Consider the following 15,225-nt stretch of genomic DNA (forward strand, 5'->3'; position numbering starts at 1 on the left):
GGTGTGTCTTTCGATGGTGTTGGCGATCAGTGGTCCACGGCTACCCGGCGCGCGAACCAGCCGCTTCAAGCGGCCGCCGCGGATCCGGCTTTGCCGGTCGGCCGGCGGCGCCACCCTGAGGGGGCGCACCGAAGGCGCTACGGGGGTGGGTCATCAGTGCGCGACGGCGGCCGCGCCGTGCTCGTCGATCAGGTGGCCGTTGTAGAAGCGGTCGAGCGAGAAGGCCTCGTTCAGCGGGTGCGGGCGGTCCTGCGCCACGGTGTAGGCCATCGCCCAGCCCGAGCCGGGCGTGGCCTTGAAGCCGCCGGTGCCCCAGCCGCAGTTGATGTACAGCCCCTTCACCGGCGTCAGGCCGATGATCGGGCAGGCATCGGGCGAGACGTCGACGATGCCGCCCCACTGCCGGTTCATGCGCACGCGCGAGAACAGCGGGAACAGCTCCACGATGGCCTGCAGGGTGCCTTCGATCACGTGGTAGCTGCCGCGCTGGCCGTAGCCCGCGTACTGGTCGATGCCGGCGCCGATCACGAGGTCGCCCTTGTCGGACTGGCTGATGTAGGCGTGGATCGCGTTGCTCATCACCACCGTCGGGAAGATGGGCTTCAGCGGCTCCGACACCAGCGCTTGCAGCGGGTGGCTTTCCAGCGGCAGCCGGAAGCCCGCCATCTCGGCCAGCACGCTCGAATGCCCGGCCGCCACGATGGCCACCTTCCTGGCCCTGATGAAACCGCGCGCCGTGTCCAGACCCACCACAGCCCCGCCCTCGCGGCGGATGCCCTTGACCTCGCAGTTCTGCAGAATGTCCACACCGTGCGCGTCGGCCGCGCGGGCGAAGCCCCAGGCCACCGCGTCGTGCCGTGCCACGCCCGCACGCCGCTGGAACGAAGCGCCGAGCACCGGGTAGCGCGAGCCGAGATTGATGAAGGGCAGCATCTCCTGGATCTGCTGCGGGCTCAGCACCTCGGCATCGACACCGTTCAGGCGGTTGGCATTCACGCGTCGCTGGATGTCGCGCATGTCCTGCAGCGAGTGGCCGAGGTTCATCACGCCGCGCTGGCTGAACATCACGTTGTAGTTGATGTCCTGCGACAGGCCTTCCCACAGCTTCATCGATTTCTCGTACAGCTGCGTGGCCTCGTCCCACAAGTAGTTGGAACGCACGATGGTGGTGTTGCGCGCGGTGTTGCCGCCACCCAGCCAGCCGCGTTCGACCACCGCCACATTGCGCAGGCCATGCTCTTTGGCGAGGTAGTACGCGGTGGCCAGTCCGTGGCCGCCGGCGCCCACCACCACGACGTCGTATTCACGCTTGGGCTCGGGCGAGCGCCATTGCTTCTGCCAGCCTTCGTGGTACGAGACCGAGTTGCGCAGCAGCGACCAGATCGAGAACTTCTGCATCACCATTCCTTCAACATTCGACAACGTTCACGGCGAGACCGCCGCGTGACGTTTCCTTGTATTTGGTCTTCATGTCCGCACCGGTCTCGCGCATGGTCTTGATGACCTTGTCGAGACTCACGTGGTGGGTGCCGTCGCCGCGCAGCGCCATGCGCGCGGCATTGATCGCCTTCACCGAGGCGATGGCGTTGCGCTCGATGCAAGGGATTTGCACCAACCCGCCCACCGGATCGCAGGTGAGGCCGAGGTGATGCTCCATGCCGATCTCGGCGGCGTTCTCCACCTGCTCGGGTGTGCCTCCCATCACGGCGCACAGCGCGCCGGCCGCCATCGAGCAGGCCACGCCCACCTCGCCCTGGCAGCCGACTTCGGCGCCGGAGATGGAGGCGTTTTCCTTGTAGAGAATGGCGATGGCCGCCGCCGTGAGCAGGAAGTCGAACACGCCCTGCTCGCTCGCACCGGGTACGAAACGGTGGTAGTAGTGCAGCACCGCGGGCACGATGCCGGCGGCACCGTTGGTGGGCGCCGTGACCACGCGCCCACCCGCGGCGTTCTCCTCGTTCACGGCGAGCGCGTAGAGGTTCACCCAGTCCATCACCTGCAACGGGTCCTTCAGCGCCGCCTCGGGGTGCGCGGTGAGCCCACGGTGCAGGTCGGCCGCGCGGCGGCGCACCTTGAAGCCGCCGGGCAGCGTGCCCTCGGTGGCCATGCCGCGCTTCACGCACGACTGCATGGCCTCCCAGATGCGGCGCAGGCCGTTGCGCAGCTCGTCCGCGCTGCGCCAGGCCAGCTCGTTGTGCCACATCAGCTGCGCGATGCCGAGGCCGCTTGCCTGGCAACGCTGCAGCAACTCTTCGCCGGATCGGAACGGGTAAGGCAGCTCGCGCGTGTCTGGCCCCAGTTGCGGCTGGCCCGCCTCGTCGTGCCGAACGACAAAACCGCCACCGACCGAGTAGTAGATGCGCTCGAGCAGCGGCTGCCCGGTTGCATCCAGCGCCGTGAGCCGCATGCCGTTGGGGTGGAAAGGCAGCGTTTCGCGGCGCAGGAACAGCAGATCCTCGCGCTCGTCGAACGCGACGGCGTGGTTGCCGCCGAGCTGCAGCGTGCGCTGCTCGCGGATCTGCTGCAGGCGGCCGGCGATGCAGTCCGGGTCGATGCGGTCGGGTTCCTCGCCTTCCAGGCCCAGCATCACCGCCTTGTCGCTGCCATGGCCCTTGCCGGTGGCGCCCAGCGAGCCGTAGAGCGCGCAGCACACACGCCGCGCCGATGCGAGCAGCCCGCCCTCGCGCAGCGCCGCGACAAACAGGTGGGCCGCGCGCATCGGGCCGACCGTGTGCGAACTGCTCGGCCCGATGCCGATCTTGAACAGGTCGAAGGTGCTGATGGCCATGGCAGCTCAGCCGTACACCGGAAAGTCGCGGGTCAACACGCCCACCCGGGCCCGCACTTCTGCCTGCGCGGCGGCGTCGTTCGGGCGGTCCAGCAAGTCGGCGATCAGGTGGCCCACCTGGCGCGCTTCGTCCTCCTTGAAGCCGCGGGTTGTCATCGCGGGCGAACCCAGGCGCACGCCGCTGGTGACCATCGGCTTTTCAGGGTCGTTGGGGATGGCGTTCTTGTTGACCGTGATGTGCGCCTCGCCCAGCAGCGCCTCGGCCGCCTTGCCGGTGAGGCCCTTGGCCCGCAGGTCGACCAGCATCACGTGGCTTTCGGTGCGGCCGCTGACGATGCGCAGCCCGCGCTCGACCAGCGTTTCGGCCAGCGCGGCCGCGTTCTTCACGACCTGCTGCTGGTACTGCTTGAATTCCGGCGCCAGAGCCTCCTTGAACGCGACCGCCTTGGCGGCGATCACGTGCATCAGCGGGCCGCCTTGCAGGCCCGGGAACACGGCGCTGTTGATCGCCTTCTCGTGCTCGGGCTTCATCAGGATGATGCCGCCGCGCGGGCCCCGCAGGCTTTTGTGCGTGGTGCTCGTCACGATGTCGGCGTGCGGTATGGGGTTCGGGTACTCGCCGGCCGCGATCAGGCCCGCGTAGTGCGCCATGTCCACCATCAACAGGGCCCCCACGTCCTTCGCGACCTTCGCGAAACGCTCGAAGTCGATGCGCAGCGCATAGGCCGACGCGCCGGCGATGATGATCTTCGGCCGGCTCTCGTGGGCCTTGCGTTCCATCGCGTCGTAGTCGATCTCCTCCTTCTCGTTCAGGCCGTAGCTCACCACGTTGAACCACTTGCCGCTCATGTTCAGCGCCATGCCGTGGCTCAGGTGCCCGCCCTCGGCGAGGTTCATCCCCATGAAGGTGTCGCCCGGCTTCATGAGCGCCATGAACACCGCCTCGTTCGCCTGCGCGCCGGAGTGCGGTTGCACATTGGCGGCCCAGCCGTGCCTGTCGGCGCCGAACAGCTGCTTCACGCGGTCGAGCGCCAGCTGCTCGGCGAGGTCCACGTATTCGCAGCCGCCGTAGTAGCGGCGACCCGGGTAGCCCTCGGCGTACTTGTTGGTGAGCTGGCTGCCCTGCGCCGCCATCACTGCCGGCGACGTGTAGTTCTCACTGGCAATGAGCTCGATATGCTGTTCCTGGCGCTGGTGCTCCTGTTGCACCACCGCCCACAGATCCGGGTCGACGGCCTTGAGCGACTGCTTGCTGTAGCTGAACATGGATGAGCTCCCGAAGTGGATGGCGAAGTCGGCTCATCTTCGGACGGCAACACCGCCGACGCATACCTGATTGCGACGCAGAACATGCGGTTTGCGACATAGAATCCGCGCATGAAACGGGCCGCCAGAGAGAACGCCGAGCCGAAGCTGCGTGTCGCCTTCCTTCTGACGCCACGGTTCACGCTCACGGCTTTTGCCGGCTTCGTGGATGCGTTGCGGCTGGCCGCCGACGAGGGCGACCGAAGCCGTCAGTCGCTCGCCCGGTGGGCCGTCCTGGACGCCATCGACGGGCCCGTCGCCTCGAGTTGCGGAGCGGCCGTCGCGCCCAATGCGCCGCTGGGTTCAGCTCGGGACTACGACTATGTCGTCGTGGTCGGCGGCCTGTTGCACGGCGGGCAGCGGGTTCCCGCCCGCCTCACCGCCTTTCTGCGCGAGGCGGCAGCGGCGGGCGTCAAGCTCGTCGGGCTTTGTACCGGCTCCTTCGTGCTGGCGCGCGCCGGGCTGCTGGACGGCCACGTCGCCTGCGTCAGCTGGTTCCACCACGAGGAATTCGCCACGGAGTTTCCTGAATGCCGGATCGTGTCGAACCAGATGTTCGTCGTCGACCGGGACCGGCTCACCTGCGCCGGTGGAACCAGCGTGGTGCACCTCGCCGCTCACATCATCGAGCGGACCCTCGGTCGCACCAGCGCGGTGAAGGCGTTGCGCATCATGATCGAGGAGCAGCCGCTGCCCTCGCGGACGTTGCAACCGGAGCAGGTGCTGTCAGTGCGCTCCACCGACACGGTGGTGCACAAGGCGATGCTGCTGCTGGAGCAGCAGCTGCACGCTTCGGCGACGATCGAGGCACTGTGCGAGCCGCTGGGCATCGGTCGCCGCCAGCTGGAACGGCGCTTCCGGCAAGACGTCGGCCTCAGCCCTGCAGAGTACCGGCAGCAGTTGCGGCTGGAGCGTGCGCGCTGGCTGCTGCAGAACACCGATCTCGACGTGACCGAGGTGTCGCTGGAGTGCGGCTTCCAGGACAGCGCGAGTTTCGCCCGTGTCGTGCGCAAGGCGCTGGGGCTCAGCCCCCGGGAGGTGCGGCAGGCGGCACGCGCCGACAGGTAGCTCGCCGGTCCCAGGGTGCCACCTCACGGCCCCATCGTGGCGCCAGGCAGTCGATCAGAAGCAGCAAGGCGAGGAGCGCAGATGCTGTCGCGGACGCGCGCTGCACAAAGTCCCATGCGAGCGAATGCCGCGACGCATCCGGAGACACGGGAGGTTGTCATCGACGTTGAAGCGCGCATGGTTCGCAGCGGCAACCTCGAGGTGCCCTTCGCTCTCTCTGAACGCCATCGTCGCATGTTCTTGGACGGTCTGGATGTCATCGGAGCCACGCTTCAAATGCGCGACAAGATCGAGGAATTCGGCCGCGCGCATTGGGCACAACGACCTTGGCTGCACAACGTCGCCGCGCGGACCATGCAGCGTTTGACGACGGACCCTGTCACAAGCACGCGCTGAGCTGCATCCTTTGATGGCGGGGAGTCGAGATGACGCACCTGACCCCTCGACAACTCCTGAAGGACCGATGCACCCGGGGCAATTGCTGTGCAATTCGGAGAGCGGTGGTGTCTACGCGTCGACCGAACAACTGCGAGGGCTCGACATCGACAAGCACGTGGGCGGCGAGTTCAGCGAGTGCGATCCCTTGATCTGCTACGTGCTTCACCTTGGCTGCGGGCCGCAACCCCTACTTCCGCGGCGCTTGGGTCCGCACGGCGAGCCTTTCGCATTCACCCGAGCCCGGCAAGGTATAGACGACGCTGCGGTGGTTCATCCACCGGCTGGAAAGCGGCTCGCACACTTGATAGCCCGCCGTAAGGAAGTAGTGGTCCAGCAGAAACGTAGCGAGCGGGTTGCCCACCAGCATCAGCACCAAGCCGGCGATCAGGCATTGAAACGCGAAGCGCTGATAGCGCGCCGGCGCCATGCGCGGCGCCAGCGTCCCGTACATCGACACGACCGATAACGGACCCAGGGCGACCACTGCCCCGAGGGTGTAGCCGAAGCCGTTGCTGCACTCGACCACAGGGGGCAGCTCGCGCATCGCGTGGCCGAGGGTGGAGACTGAAGACACGAACCACCACAAGGCAGCGATCGGCAGCAAGGCCAACAGAAAGGCGCCGAGCACTTGCCCCCAAGTCATGGAAACGGTGGCCTCGTGAGGCTTCTCTTCAACGGCGAGCCCGGTTTTCATCCGCGGATCCCTCGCATTCATCCGATGAACCCCTCACATAGACGGCTTGCCGGTAGTTGAGCCACCGGCTCGAAGCCGGGGCGCATATCTTGTAGCCTGCTTCTTGCAGGCGGCCATGCACCCACAAGCTGCTCAGGGGCGTGGCCACCAACATGATGACCAGCCCCACAACGACGCAGAGAAAACCGCGCTTTTGGTACCGCGCCGGAGTGATCCTGGTGGTGACGGTGGTGTAGACAGCGCTGAGCAGCAAGGGCGTGAAGGCGACGAAGGCTCCGGCGGTGTAGCCGAAGCCGTTGCTGTACACGATGGTCGGCGGCAGCGACGTCAAGGCGGCGTGCAGATCGGTCGCACCGGCGACAAACCACCACGCCGAGCCGCCTGCGATCAACAGGAAGAGGGCTGAGGCGAGGATGCCCTTCCAACGTGCCAACCGCAACTGTTCCACGCCGCCCCTCTCCCTTACCTCGGTACGAGCACGAGTTTGCGCGTATGTGCCCGCCTGGTCCGTCCCGCCAAACCGGTTGACGAGTTCACCTCCACGGCTACAGCCGGTCCGGCAACATCGTTTCCTTGCTCAGCTTCGGCTCGTTGAGCAGCTTCGCCTTGTAGGCCAGCAGCTCGTCCTCCGGTACGTCGAAGCGCTGCAACCAATCCTCCGCTGCCTTTCCTCGAATGCGAGGCTTGCCGTCGGCCGAGCCGCCGTGGATGTGCCCGATCTTGGGCGTGCGAACCTCCTTCAGCAGCATGTTGGGCAGCACGTAGGTTGCCGGCTTCGGGTCTTCATTGACAAACGCCCCTAGCGCCTTCGGCCCTGCCTGGATCACCAACCCATTGCTGTAGGGGTAGAGGGCGAACCACGTCCCAGGGAGTTCCGACTGGATCCTGAACTGGCCTCCGATCTTCTCGATCATCTCCTTGTTGATCGCGGTCAGCCAGGAAACCGTCTTGATGCCCGCCACCACGGAGCGCGACAGGCCGAATGCAGATCCAATGTCCAGTCCATACATGTGTTCGGACATGTACGCCTCCACGGGTTCGTTGTCGTCGTCGCGCACCACCGACCGCACCAGCCCAATGCCACCGTACCCGTGCACCGCCTTCAACCGGCTTGCGAAGTTCACGAACATCTGCTGGAACGCCGTTGGATGCTGGTGAACGTGAAGGATCGACATGCTGAAACGCAATGACGAGTAGCCGAGTCCTTTCATCCTGGCTTGCCAGCCTCTGCGGCCTACCACCTGGAACTCCCAAGAGCCGGCTTCGTGAGGCTGCGCCCCGCTCTCGTAATAGAAGCTCACGAGGTCGTTCTCGCCGAGGCCCTGCATCATGTCGCGCATCGGCTTTGCCTTCGGGTACGCGACGTTGTCCGGCCCTTCCGGCGGGTCTTCGCGCCACAACCACGTCAGGTGCTCTTTCGCCAGTGCTTCGTACTCCTCAAAGCACTGGCAAATGGCGTTGCGTACCGCATCCGTGTGAGCATCCACGAAGTACAACGTCCCCGTGAAGGCCGGCACTGCGCCTATGTAGTCCTGACGGCCCTTCCTGGTCAGCAGCCCGCCTGGGATCTGTACCTTGTCCAAGTTCTCCAGCAGGAACTTCTCGTAATCGAACTCTTCGGTCATCTCGTTCTCAATAGGCTGGTGCAGGCATCGGGCGTCGTGGGCCTTTGCCACCAAGGAGCATCGACAGTAGCCCGAGAAGGGTGCCGATCGTTCCTATGTCCTCCACATCAACGGGAATCTTCGGCTTGTCCGGCTCCATCTTGTCGCAGTCGCACTTGTCTGGCGTCATGGTCACAACCTCAGCATCGCCTGCAATCACCTCGTAGGCGTCCTTCTGTTCTTCGCTGACCTTGTCAGGCGGAAACTTGATTTCAACGACCTTCTTGATGTTGTCCTGCGTGGGCGGCTTCGTCGGGTCTTTGACGATGATGACATCGGGCCTCTTCACCATACCCCTGCCCGGCTCGAACGGCGGATGCTCCGGGTCTTCGGGCCACCACTTCCTGAGCCATCCGGGCAACCAGTCATGCCCCTTGGTCTCGATGGTGCTGTCCATGATGGGCTCGGGCGGATTCTTGGTCATGTCGTAGTTGATCTCCGGCTTGTACGGACTGCGATGCTGCAAGGAAGCATCGAGCGCCCGGATGCGGGCCAGGCCTTCAAGGTGGTGCTGTCTCAGGACGGCGAAACCAGGACGTTCGATTGGACGCCGAAGGACAGCAACAACGTCTTCGTGCTCTTCCGGGAGGGATAGGGCAGAAGGCAAGACGTGCGCCAGCTCGACACTGGTTCTCATCGCGCGAGGCGAGAGGTCGTCGCCCGCGACGTGCACGAGGAGGTGGTTGAACATGGCACACGTTCCTGCTTGGCGTCCGGCTGACACTCACTGTAGGCGCGGCCCCGCGGCCGCACCTTGAGCCAGATCATTCGCGGCGGCTTCGCGCCGGGCGCGGGAACCGCCTCACAGCTGCTGGCGCAGCAGTGCCGCCGCCCGCTCCGGCAGACGCTGCCACAGCGGACGATGTTTCCAGGCGTGCAGCGTCACCGGCCGCGCCCGCTGCCAGTCCTGACGGAACGTCTCGACCATCTCCCGGGCGAAACCGGCATCGATGACATTGAGGTTGGCTTCGTCGTTGAGCCGGAACGAGCGATTGTCGAAGTTGGTGGAGCCGACCGAGACAAGCAGCTCGTCGACCACCAGCACCTTGCAGTGGAACATGGTCGGTTGGTATTCCGCGATCTCGATGCCAGCCGCCAGCAGGCGGCCCCACAGCGCGCGCGAGGCGCGCCGCACGACCTCTGCATCGGTGCGGCGGCCAGGCACGAGCACCTGCACGGCCACCCCGCGGCGCGCCGCATCGATCAGCGCCTGCACGGCCAGCCGGTCAGGCACGAAGTACGCGCTCTGCAATTGGATGCTGCGGCTGGCCGCCACGATGGCGAGCAGGTACATCAGGTGCATGCTGGCGCTGCCGCCGCTGGGCGAACTGCTGAACATCTGCGCGGGCAAGGGGCCAGCAGCCGACAGCGGCGGGAAGTAGCGCTCGCCGTGCAGCACCGTACCGGTGGCCTTGATCCAGTTGTCCAGGAACACCGCCTGGAACTGCGCCACCACCGGCCCCTCGGCGCGGAAGTGCGAATCACGCCAGTGCGCCTCGTCCTGCGCATGGCCGCGCCAGTGGTCGGCGACGCCGACCCCGCCGGTAAAGCCGATGCGGCCGTCGACGACGAGCAGCTTGCGGTGCGTACGATTGTTGAAGCGGCGCAGCTGCATCAGGCGCGGCCGGTGGTACAGCTCGACCTGCACGCCCGCGTCGCGCATGCGCGACAGCACGTCCTTGTCGATACGCTGGCTCCCCAGCCAGTCGAGCAGCACCTGCACCGGCACGCCGGCGCGGGCACGCTCCGACAAGGCCTGCGCGAATTCGCGGCCGATCTCCCCCGACCAGTAGATGAAGGTCTCGAAGCAGATCGACTGCCGCGCCGAGCGGATCGCCTCCAGCATGGCCGGGAAGATCTCGTCGCCGTTGCGCAGCAGGCGCACGTGGTTGCCTTCCGTCAGGTCCGGCCCCAGCAGCACGGAGAGCACGCGGCGAAAGTCGGGCGAGTCAGCGCCGTACAGCCGCTCGATGCGGTGCTCGATGGTTTTTTCGCCCGGCGTGATGTTGGCGAAGATGACCACCGCCACCAGCGTCGTCACGGCTGCAGCGCCGGCCCCCCAGAACACGTACTCCCACACCGTCAGGCTCCTCGTGCCACGTCACCGCGAGCGCCCGGCGGCGCTCAGGCGAACTTGCGCTCGGCCGGCGGCGGTGGGTTCCACTGGTAGAGCCAGGTCTCGGTCAGCGGCTGACCGTCGCACTGCAGGTACAGGCGCAGGTCGATCGGCTGGGTGCTGTCGTCGATGGGCCGCAGGTCGAACATGGCGCGCCAGCCGTTGACCGAATGCAAGGGCCGCGCCGAGGTGATCTCGACCTTGCCGCGCGAGGCCCAGATCACCGGTTCGACCTTGGCGTCCTTGCCGATCAGCGAGAAGTCGCCGCCGGCGAAGTCGACCGCGAAACGCCACGAGAAGTACTTGCGCGGCTGGCCGACGATGCCGCCGATGCCGGTGCGGGTGGCGACACACTCGGCCAGCGGCGGGCGCGCCGGCGGGTGCGCGCCCCAGTGCAGGCGGTAGCCGAACAGCAGCTCCTGCCCTGCCTGAGGCTTGGTGGCCGGGTTCCAGAACGCGACGATGTTGTCGAAGGTCTCGTCGATGGTCGGTATCTCGATCAGTTGCACCGAACCAGCCCCCCAGCCCGCCTTGGGCTCGACCCACAGGCAGGGGCGCTTGTCGTAGAACACGCCGTCGTCCTGGTAGTGGTCGAAGTCGCGGTCGCGCTGCAGCAGGCCGAAGCCGCGCGGGTTGTTGTCGGCAAAGGCGTTGAAGCGCAGGTGAGCCGGGTTGGTCAGCGGCCGCCAGATCCACTCGCCGTTGCCCGTCCACATCTGCAGGCCGTCGGTGTCGTGGATCTCGGGGCGCCAGTCGTTGGCCATGCGCTTGTCGTTCTCGCCGAACTGGAACATGCTGGTGCATGGCGCGATGCCCAGCCGCTCGATGCTCTTGCGCGGGTACAGCGCGGCGTCGATGTCCATCACCTGCGTGTCGCCCGGCGTGATCAGGAAGCGGTAGGCGCCGGCGACGCTGGGCGAGTCGAGCAGCCCGTAGACCGCCAGCGTGTTCGACTGCTTCGTCGGCTTCTCCAGCCAGTAGGCCACGAAGTTCGGAAACTCCTCCGGCCGGTTCATGCCCGAGTCGATCGCCAGCCCCCGCGCCGACTGGCCGTATTGCCACTCACCGCCGACCGCACGGAAATAACTGGCGCCCAGAAAGGCGGCGATGTCGCGCTGCAGATCGGTGTGGAAGTTGAGCCGGAAGCCGGCGAAACCCAGGTCGGCCGGCAGGCTTCCGGCCGGCACGCCGCTGTCGCTGTGGTCGAACAGCGCCGGGTCGTAGGCGATCTCCTGCGCCTGGCCGCCGTCGACTTCGTACAGCCGCACCGGCGACTTGAAGAACAGCCCGAGGTGGAAGAACTGCGCCTGGAAGCGCAGCGCATCGTCGCGCCACAGCGCGCGCTCCTTGCGGAAGCGGATCGACTGGTACTGGTCCCAGTCCAGGTTGTCCAGCCCCTTGGGCAGCGTCGAGCGCGGGGCCTGGTAGGGCCTGGCGCCCAGCGCACGGGCCTGGCCCTTGAGCCAGGCATAGTCGAACGCCTGGGGCTTGCCGATGGGCTTGAGGTCGGCGGCCAAAGTGTGGCCGGAAGCCACGGCGGCGAGGCAGGACAGGAAGTGTCGTCGTTGCACGTTGGATGAGGTGGATCGAGACAAGGAGGGGATGTCGCAGGCCAAGACATGCACGCCTGCGACGCGGCAGTGGCCCGCATGGTAGCGGCGCCCCTGCCCCGGCCGCGTCTGGCCCGACGCACCCGTTGGTGACACAACGTTGCACCGCCGGCCATCGCTTCGCGCCACGCGGCACTGCCGCCATCCTCGGGAAACCCCGTATCGGTGCAGCTACAGCTCGTTGCAGCTCCGGCGGCGGCCGCACCTGCTGAAAACGTCACGACGATCGTATGCCCGCCCGATGCAACCCGGACCTCCATGGCGCCGTGAGGCGCCATCAGAACAGGCGGCCAGCCGAGATGCGCTTCTCATTCGGTCCGAGGCGACAAGGGCCGCGCGTACATCACGTCCGTGCGCAGCACGTATTTGACGCCCTCGGTCACCGCGGCGCCCATGTGCCTTAGCCGGTGCGGAAACACCACGGCCATTCCCTGCTTCGGCCGAATGCTGTCCCATCCGAAAGCGGTTTCTCCGCCTTTGAAGTTCTCGTTCAAGTACATCAGGAAGGTCAGGAAGCTCTCTTCGCGCTCAGTACGGCGATAGGTCCCGTCTTGATGCCACGTGAACTGCTGTTGCTGCTCGTAGCGGTAGTAGCGCATGCGCTCATTGAATCCGCTGGGCTGCCATCCGTCGACGACGCTCGGCAGGTACGGCAGGGCGCGCTGGTAGAGGCGGTGTGCCAGCGACGGGTCGTCGAAGATGATGCGATCGTTATTGCGCGCCTCGCGAAAGACGCGTTCGCCCGCGTCGGTGTGTACTGAGGCTTCCTCGTATCCGGTTTCCTCGCTCAGTGAAATGAACCGCTTGCATTCGTCTTTCGACAGGAAGCCGGAGATTGCGAGAACGCCCGCGCCGAAGCGGTCTACTTGCATGATTCGTATCCTTTGCTGCAGGCGGACCACCTTTGACGTCCGCCGCGTGAAATGCCACAGAAGCGCCGGGCCAACGGCCGGCTCGACATGAAGCACCGCAGCTAGCGACTGCGCCTCGCCGTCCCCACCGGCAGGCTCGCCGCTTCGTCCCACGCCGGCCCGTCGAACCACGCATCTCCGTGCAGACAGGCGGCCACCATCTCGAGCGCGTCGTGTCCCCAGAACAGCCGGCCATCGACCTCTATCGTCGGCACGCCGAACACCCCCCGCTGCACCGCCTGCTCGGTGGCCCGGCGCAGCTCGCCCTTCACCTCGTCGCTGCCCGGGTCGCGCTGCGGCGACAGCTCGGTGGCGAGCGCTGCCAGCCGCAGCGGGTCGTCGGCCGGCTCGCCGGTGCTCCACACGTGGTGGAACAGTCGCTCGCAGACGTGGCGGTTCGGTGTCTCGCCCGCGCTGGCGCAGGCCAGCGCCAGCCGCAGCAGCGCCAGCGGGTTGAACGGGTGGCCGGCAGGCATGCGCAGCGCAATGCCCAGGCGGTGCGCCTGCCAGGCGACCTGGCGGTAGGTCCAGGCGCGCTTCGGGCCGATCTCGGCCGGGCCCAGCTGGCCATAGTGCTGCAGCATCCCGGCGAACAGCACCGGCTGGTAGCGCACCGCATACGAGCTGCCCTGCAGTGCGACCGGCAGCCGCTCGAAGGCGAGAAACGAGTACGGCGAGACGACGTCGAAGTAGAAGGTGAGCTGTTTCATGGCGTGGCAGGATCGGGATTCTGCAAGGCCAGGAACTGGTCGCGCCGGCGCGGCAGCTGCTTCCAGACCATGCGCTTCTCGATGTCGGTCATCGTCGACCAGGCAGCGATCTCGTCGATCGTGCGCATGCAGCCTTCGCACCAGCCGGTGGCCGCGTGCATGCGGCAGATGCTGATGCAGGGGCTGGGGATCGACGAGGCGGCAGGCGACGGCATGACAGGGCTTTCAGGCCGCAGCGGCACGGGCAGCCTTTTGCGCGACCTTCGCATTGAACTTGTCGTAGTCGACCACGACACGCTGGTGCGTCCCCTCGGAGATCTTGTCGACGCCATCGTGCGCCTCGGCGCGAAAGCTCACCTTGCGGCCGTCGACCGCGATCACTTCGGCGCGCACGTGGATGGTCAGGCCGGGCGGCGTGGCCGCCAGGTGCGAGAAATCGACGTGCGTGCCGAGCGAGCCTTCGCGGGGCCAGTCGAGGAAGGGAATGATCGCCTTCTGGCAGCAGGCTTCGAGCATGCTGACCATCAGGCCGGTCGCGAACACCTCGGGCATCTGCCCGAACTCCTCGAACTCTTCGTAGATGAAGGGCACCGTCTTGTCGCGCGTGACGGTGTAGTGAAGCTCGGCCCGGGCACCGAGGGGAATGTCTTTCATACTGCGGGACGCCGTGGACACACAACCCGCAGGGTACAGGGCCGGCGCCCCCCCGGGCAACCCGGGTTTGCGCCGTGGCGCTTTCAGCCCTCGAACGGCAGCCCGACGTAGTTTTCGGCCAGCGAGGTGGACGCGGCCACCGAATGCACCAGGTAGTCCAGCTCGGCTTCCTGGATCTTGCGGCCGAATTCACCGTTCTCGGGGAAGCGGTGCAGCAGGCTGGTCATGGCCCACGAGAAGCGCTCGGCCTTCCAGATGCGGCGCAGCGCCTTCTCGGAATAGTGGTCGATGCCGGCTTCGCTCTTGTCGAGATAAAACTCCACCAGCGCACGCGACAGGTAGCGTACGTCGGCCGCGGCCAGGTTCAGGCCCTTGGCGCCGGTGGGCGGCACGATGTGCGCTGCGTCGCCGGCCAGGAACAGCCGGCCGAAGCGCATCGGCTCGGCGACAAAGCTGCGCAGCGGTGCAATGCTCTTCTCGATCGACGGGCCGGTGACCAAGCGCTCGGCGGCCACCGGGTCCAGGCGGCGGCGCAGCTCGTCCCAGAAGGCATCGTCCGACCAGGCCTCGGCCTTGTCGTCCAGCGAACACTGCACGTAGTAGCGGCTGCGTGTGTGCGAGCGCATGCTGCACAGCGCAAAGCCGCGCTCGTGGTTGTTGTAGATCAGCTCGTCGCTCACCGGCGGGGTGTCCGACAGCACGCCCAGCCACCCGAAAGGGTAGACACGTTCGTAGGTCTTCAGTGCGTCGGCCGGCACGCTCGCGCGGCACACGCCGTGGTAGCCGTCGCAGCCGGCGATGAAGTCGCATTCGATCTCGTGCGACTGGCCGTCTTTCTCGTAGCGCACCCGTGGGCGCATGCCGTCGAAGTCGTGCACGCTGACATTGGACGCTTCGTACACCGTGGGCAACCCGGCCGCGGCGCGCGCGTCCATCAGGTCGTGCGTGATCTCCGTTTGCCCGTACACCGTGACCGACTTGCCGCCGGTCAGCCCGCTCAAGTCGATGCGGTGGCGCGCGCCCTTGAACGAAAGCTCGATGCCGTGGTGCACCAGCCCTTGCCGGTGCAGGCGCTCGCCGACACCCGCTTCGTCGAGCAGGTCGACGCAGATCTGCTCGATGATGCCGGCGCGGATGCGCGCCAGCACGTAGTCCTTGCTGCGCTGCTCGACGATCACCGCGTCGATGCCGGCCTTGTGCAGCAACTGACCGAGCAGCAGGCCGGCCGGGCCCGAACCGATGATCGCCACCTGCGTTCTCATCGCCT

General features: G+C 66.5%; 16 protein-coding genes. 2 read left to right on the forward strand and 14 right to left on the reverse strand.

The features are described 5' to 3' along the window. Nucleotides 1-153 precede the first annotated feature (153 nt). Genes M8A51_RS13475 through glyA form a run of 3 tightly spaced genes read right to left on the reverse strand, consistent with a single transcriptional unit; the run spans nucleotide 154 to nucleotide 4,054 of the window. A complete protein-coding gene (locus tag M8A51_RS13475) occupies nucleotides 154-1,398 on the reverse strand; it encodes a sarcosine oxidase subunit beta family protein (protein ID WP_251778991.1) in 1,245 nt (414 codons plus the stop codon). Nucleotides 1,399-1,408: 10 nt separating this feature from the next. Next, nucleotides 1,409-2,788: an L-serine ammonia-lyase gene (locus M8A51_RS13480; protein ID WP_251778992.1), complete on the reverse strand. Its 1,380-nt coding sequence runs from the start codon at nucleotides 2,786-2,788 to the stop codon at nucleotides 1,409-1,411. A gap of 6 nt (nucleotides 2,789-2,794) precedes the next feature. Beyond that, nucleotides 2,795-4,054, reverse strand: a complete 1,260-nt coding sequence (gene glyA / locus M8A51_RS13485; RefSeq protein WP_251778993.1) for a serine hydroxymethyltransferase — start codon at nucleotides 4,052-4,054, stop codon at nucleotides 2,795-2,797. Nucleotides 4,055-4,165: 111 nt separating this feature from the next. On the opposite strand from glyA, the gene M8A51_RS13490 reads away from it, so the two are divergent. Both M8A51_RS13490 and M8A51_RS13495 read left to right on the forward strand, forming a co-directional pair. Further along, the gene (locus M8A51_RS13490) at nucleotides 4,166-5,161 is read left to right on the forward strand and encodes a GlxA family transcriptional regulator (RefSeq protein WP_251778994.1); all 996 of its coding nucleotides are present in this window, start codon (nucleotides 4,166-4,168) and stop codon (nucleotides 5,159-5,161) included. 81 nt (nucleotides 5,162-5,242) lie between these two features. Next, nucleotides 5,243-5,557, forward strand: coding sequence for a 3-isopropylmalate dehydratase small subunit (locus M8A51_RS13495; protein WP_251778995.1), 315 nt, complete (start codon nucleotides 5,243-5,245; stop codon nucleotides 5,555-5,557). Between the two features lie 229 nt (nucleotides 5,558-5,786). Here the strand turns inward: M8A51_RS13495 and M8A51_RS13500 are convergent, their stop codons facing one another. From M8A51_RS13500 to pobA, 11 genes are all read right to left on the reverse strand, one after another. Next, nucleotides 5,787-6,293, reverse strand: a complete 507-nt coding sequence (locus M8A51_RS13500) for a hypothetical protein (RefSeq protein ID WP_251778996.1) — start codon at nucleotides 6,291-6,293, stop codon at nucleotides 5,787-5,789. Next, nucleotides 6,271-6,741 (reverse strand): hypothetical protein, encoded by a 471-nt coding sequence (locus M8A51_RS13505; RefSeq protein WP_251778997.1) that lies wholly within the window; start codon nucleotides 6,739-6,741, stop codon nucleotides 6,271-6,273. Before M8A51_RS13505 ends, M8A51_RS13500 begins: the two co-directional genes overlap by 23 nt. Before the next feature lie 97 nt (nucleotides 6,742-6,838). Beyond that, a complete protein-coding gene (locus M8A51_RS13510) occupies nucleotides 6,839-7,918 on the reverse strand; it encodes a type VI immunity family protein (protein WP_251778998.1) in 1,080 nt (359 codons plus the stop codon). A 7-nt stretch (nucleotides 7,919-7,925) separates the two neighbouring features. After that, nucleotides 7,926-8,648 (reverse strand): VRR-NUC domain-containing protein, encoded by a 723-nt coding sequence (locus M8A51_RS13515; RefSeq protein ID WP_251778999.1) that lies wholly within the window; start codon nucleotides 8,646-8,648, stop codon nucleotides 7,926-7,928. A gap of 111 nt (nucleotides 8,649-8,759) precedes the next feature. Then, nucleotides 8,760-10,037: a cardiolipin synthase gene (cls, locus tag M8A51_RS13520; protein WP_407062232.1), complete on the reverse strand. Its 1,278-nt coding sequence runs from the start codon at nucleotides 10,035-10,037 to the stop codon at nucleotides 8,760-8,762. Between the two features lie 44 nt (nucleotides 10,038-10,081). Next, nucleotides 10,082-11,644 carry a glucan biosynthesis protein gene (locus M8A51_RS13525; RefSeq protein ID WP_407062233.1) on the reverse strand — a complete coding sequence of 521 codons (1,563 nt, stop codon included), beginning with the start codon at nucleotides 11,642-11,644 and terminating at the stop codon, nucleotides 10,082-10,084. 347 nt (nucleotides 11,645-11,991) lie between these two features. Continuing rightward, nucleotides 11,992-12,585, reverse strand: a complete 594-nt coding sequence (locus M8A51_RS13530; RefSeq protein WP_251779000.1) for a 2OG-Fe(II) oxygenase — start codon at nucleotides 12,583-12,585, stop codon at nucleotides 11,992-11,994. Between the two features lie 71 nt (nucleotides 12,586-12,656). After that, the gene (locus M8A51_RS13535) at nucleotides 12,657-13,304 is read right to left on the reverse strand and encodes a 2-hydroxychromene-2-carboxylate isomerase (RefSeq protein WP_251779001.1); all 648 of its coding nucleotides are present in this window, start codon (nucleotides 13,302-13,304) and stop codon (nucleotides 12,657-12,659) included. Beyond that, nucleotides 13,301-13,519, reverse strand: coding sequence for a DUF1289 domain-containing protein (locus tag M8A51_RS13540; RefSeq protein ID WP_251779002.1), 219 nt, complete (start codon nucleotides 13,517-13,519; stop codon nucleotides 13,301-13,303). The genes M8A51_RS13535 and M8A51_RS13540 overlap by 4 nt, the downstream gene beginning before the upstream one ends. Before the next feature lie 10 nt (nucleotides 13,520-13,529). After that, a complete protein-coding gene (locus M8A51_RS13545; protein WP_251779003.1) occupies nucleotides 13,530-13,958 on the reverse strand; it encodes a thioesterase family protein in 429 nt (142 codons plus the stop codon). An 83-nt stretch (nucleotides 13,959-14,041) separates the two neighbouring features. Continuing rightward, nucleotides 14,042-15,220 (reverse strand): 4-hydroxybenzoate 3-monooxygenase, encoded by a 1,179-nt coding sequence (gene pobA, locus M8A51_RS13550; RefSeq protein WP_251779004.1) that lies wholly within the window; start codon nucleotides 15,218-15,220, stop codon nucleotides 14,042-14,044. Between the last annotated feature and the right edge of the window lie 5 nt (nucleotides 15,221-15,225).

This window comes from Caldimonas mangrovi, from assembly GCF_023721835.1.
GTDB lineage: Bacteria > Pseudomonadota > Gammaproteobacteria > Burkholderiales > Burkholderiaceae_C > Caldimonas > Caldimonas mangrovi.

What these genes read in the sequence shown, in the direction of transcription:
- M8A51_RS13475 (WP_251778991.1), bottom strand. Translation starts at nt 1,398, where the DNA reads ATGCAGAAGTTCTCGATCTGGTCGCTGCTGCGCAACTCGGTCTCGTAC.
- M8A51_RS13480 (WP_251778992.1), bottom strand. Translation starts at nt 2,788, where the DNA reads ATGGCCATCAGCACCTTCGACCTGTTCAAGATCGGCATCGGGCCGAGC.
- glyA (WP_251778993.1), bottom strand. Translation starts at nt 4,054, where the DNA reads ATGTTCAGCTACAGCAAGCAGTCGCTCAAGGCCGTCGACCCGGATCTG.
- M8A51_RS13490 (WP_251778994.1), top strand. Translation starts at nt 4,166, where the DNA reads ATGAAACGGGCCGCCAGAGAGAACGCCGAGCCGAAGCTGCGTGTCGCC.
- M8A51_RS13495 (WP_251778995.1), top strand. Translation starts at nt 5,243, where the DNA reads ATGCTGTCGCGGACGCGCGCTGCACAAAGTCCCATGCGAGCGAATGCC.
- M8A51_RS13500 (WP_251778996.1), bottom strand. Translation starts at nt 6,293, where the DNA reads ATGAAAACCGGGCTCGCCGTTGAAGAGAAGCCTCACGAGGCCACCGTT.
- M8A51_RS13510 (WP_251778998.1), bottom strand. Translation starts at nt 7,918, where the DNA reads ATGACCGAAGAGTTCGATTACGAGAAGTTCCTGCTGGAGAACTTGGAC.
- M8A51_RS13515 (WP_251778999.1), bottom strand. Translation starts at nt 8,648, where the DNA reads ATGTTCAACCACCTCCTCGTGCACGTCGCGGGCGACGACCTCTCGCCT.
- M8A51_RS13535 (WP_251779001.1), bottom strand. Translation starts at nt 13,304, where the DNA reads ATGAAACAGCTCACCTTCTACTTCGACGTCGTCTCGCCGTACTCGTTT.
- M8A51_RS13540 (WP_251779002.1), bottom strand. Translation starts at nt 13,519, where the DNA reads ATGCCGTCGCCTGCCGCCTCGTCGATCCCCAGCCCCTGCATCAGCATC.
- M8A51_RS13545 (WP_251779003.1), bottom strand. Translation starts at nt 13,958, where the DNA reads ATGAAAGACATTCCCCTCGGTGCCCGGGCCGAGCTTCACTACACCGTC.
- pobA (WP_251779004.1), bottom strand. Translation starts at nt 15,220, where the DNA reads ATGAGAACGCAGGTGGCGATCATCGGTTCGGGCCCGGCCGGCCTGCTG.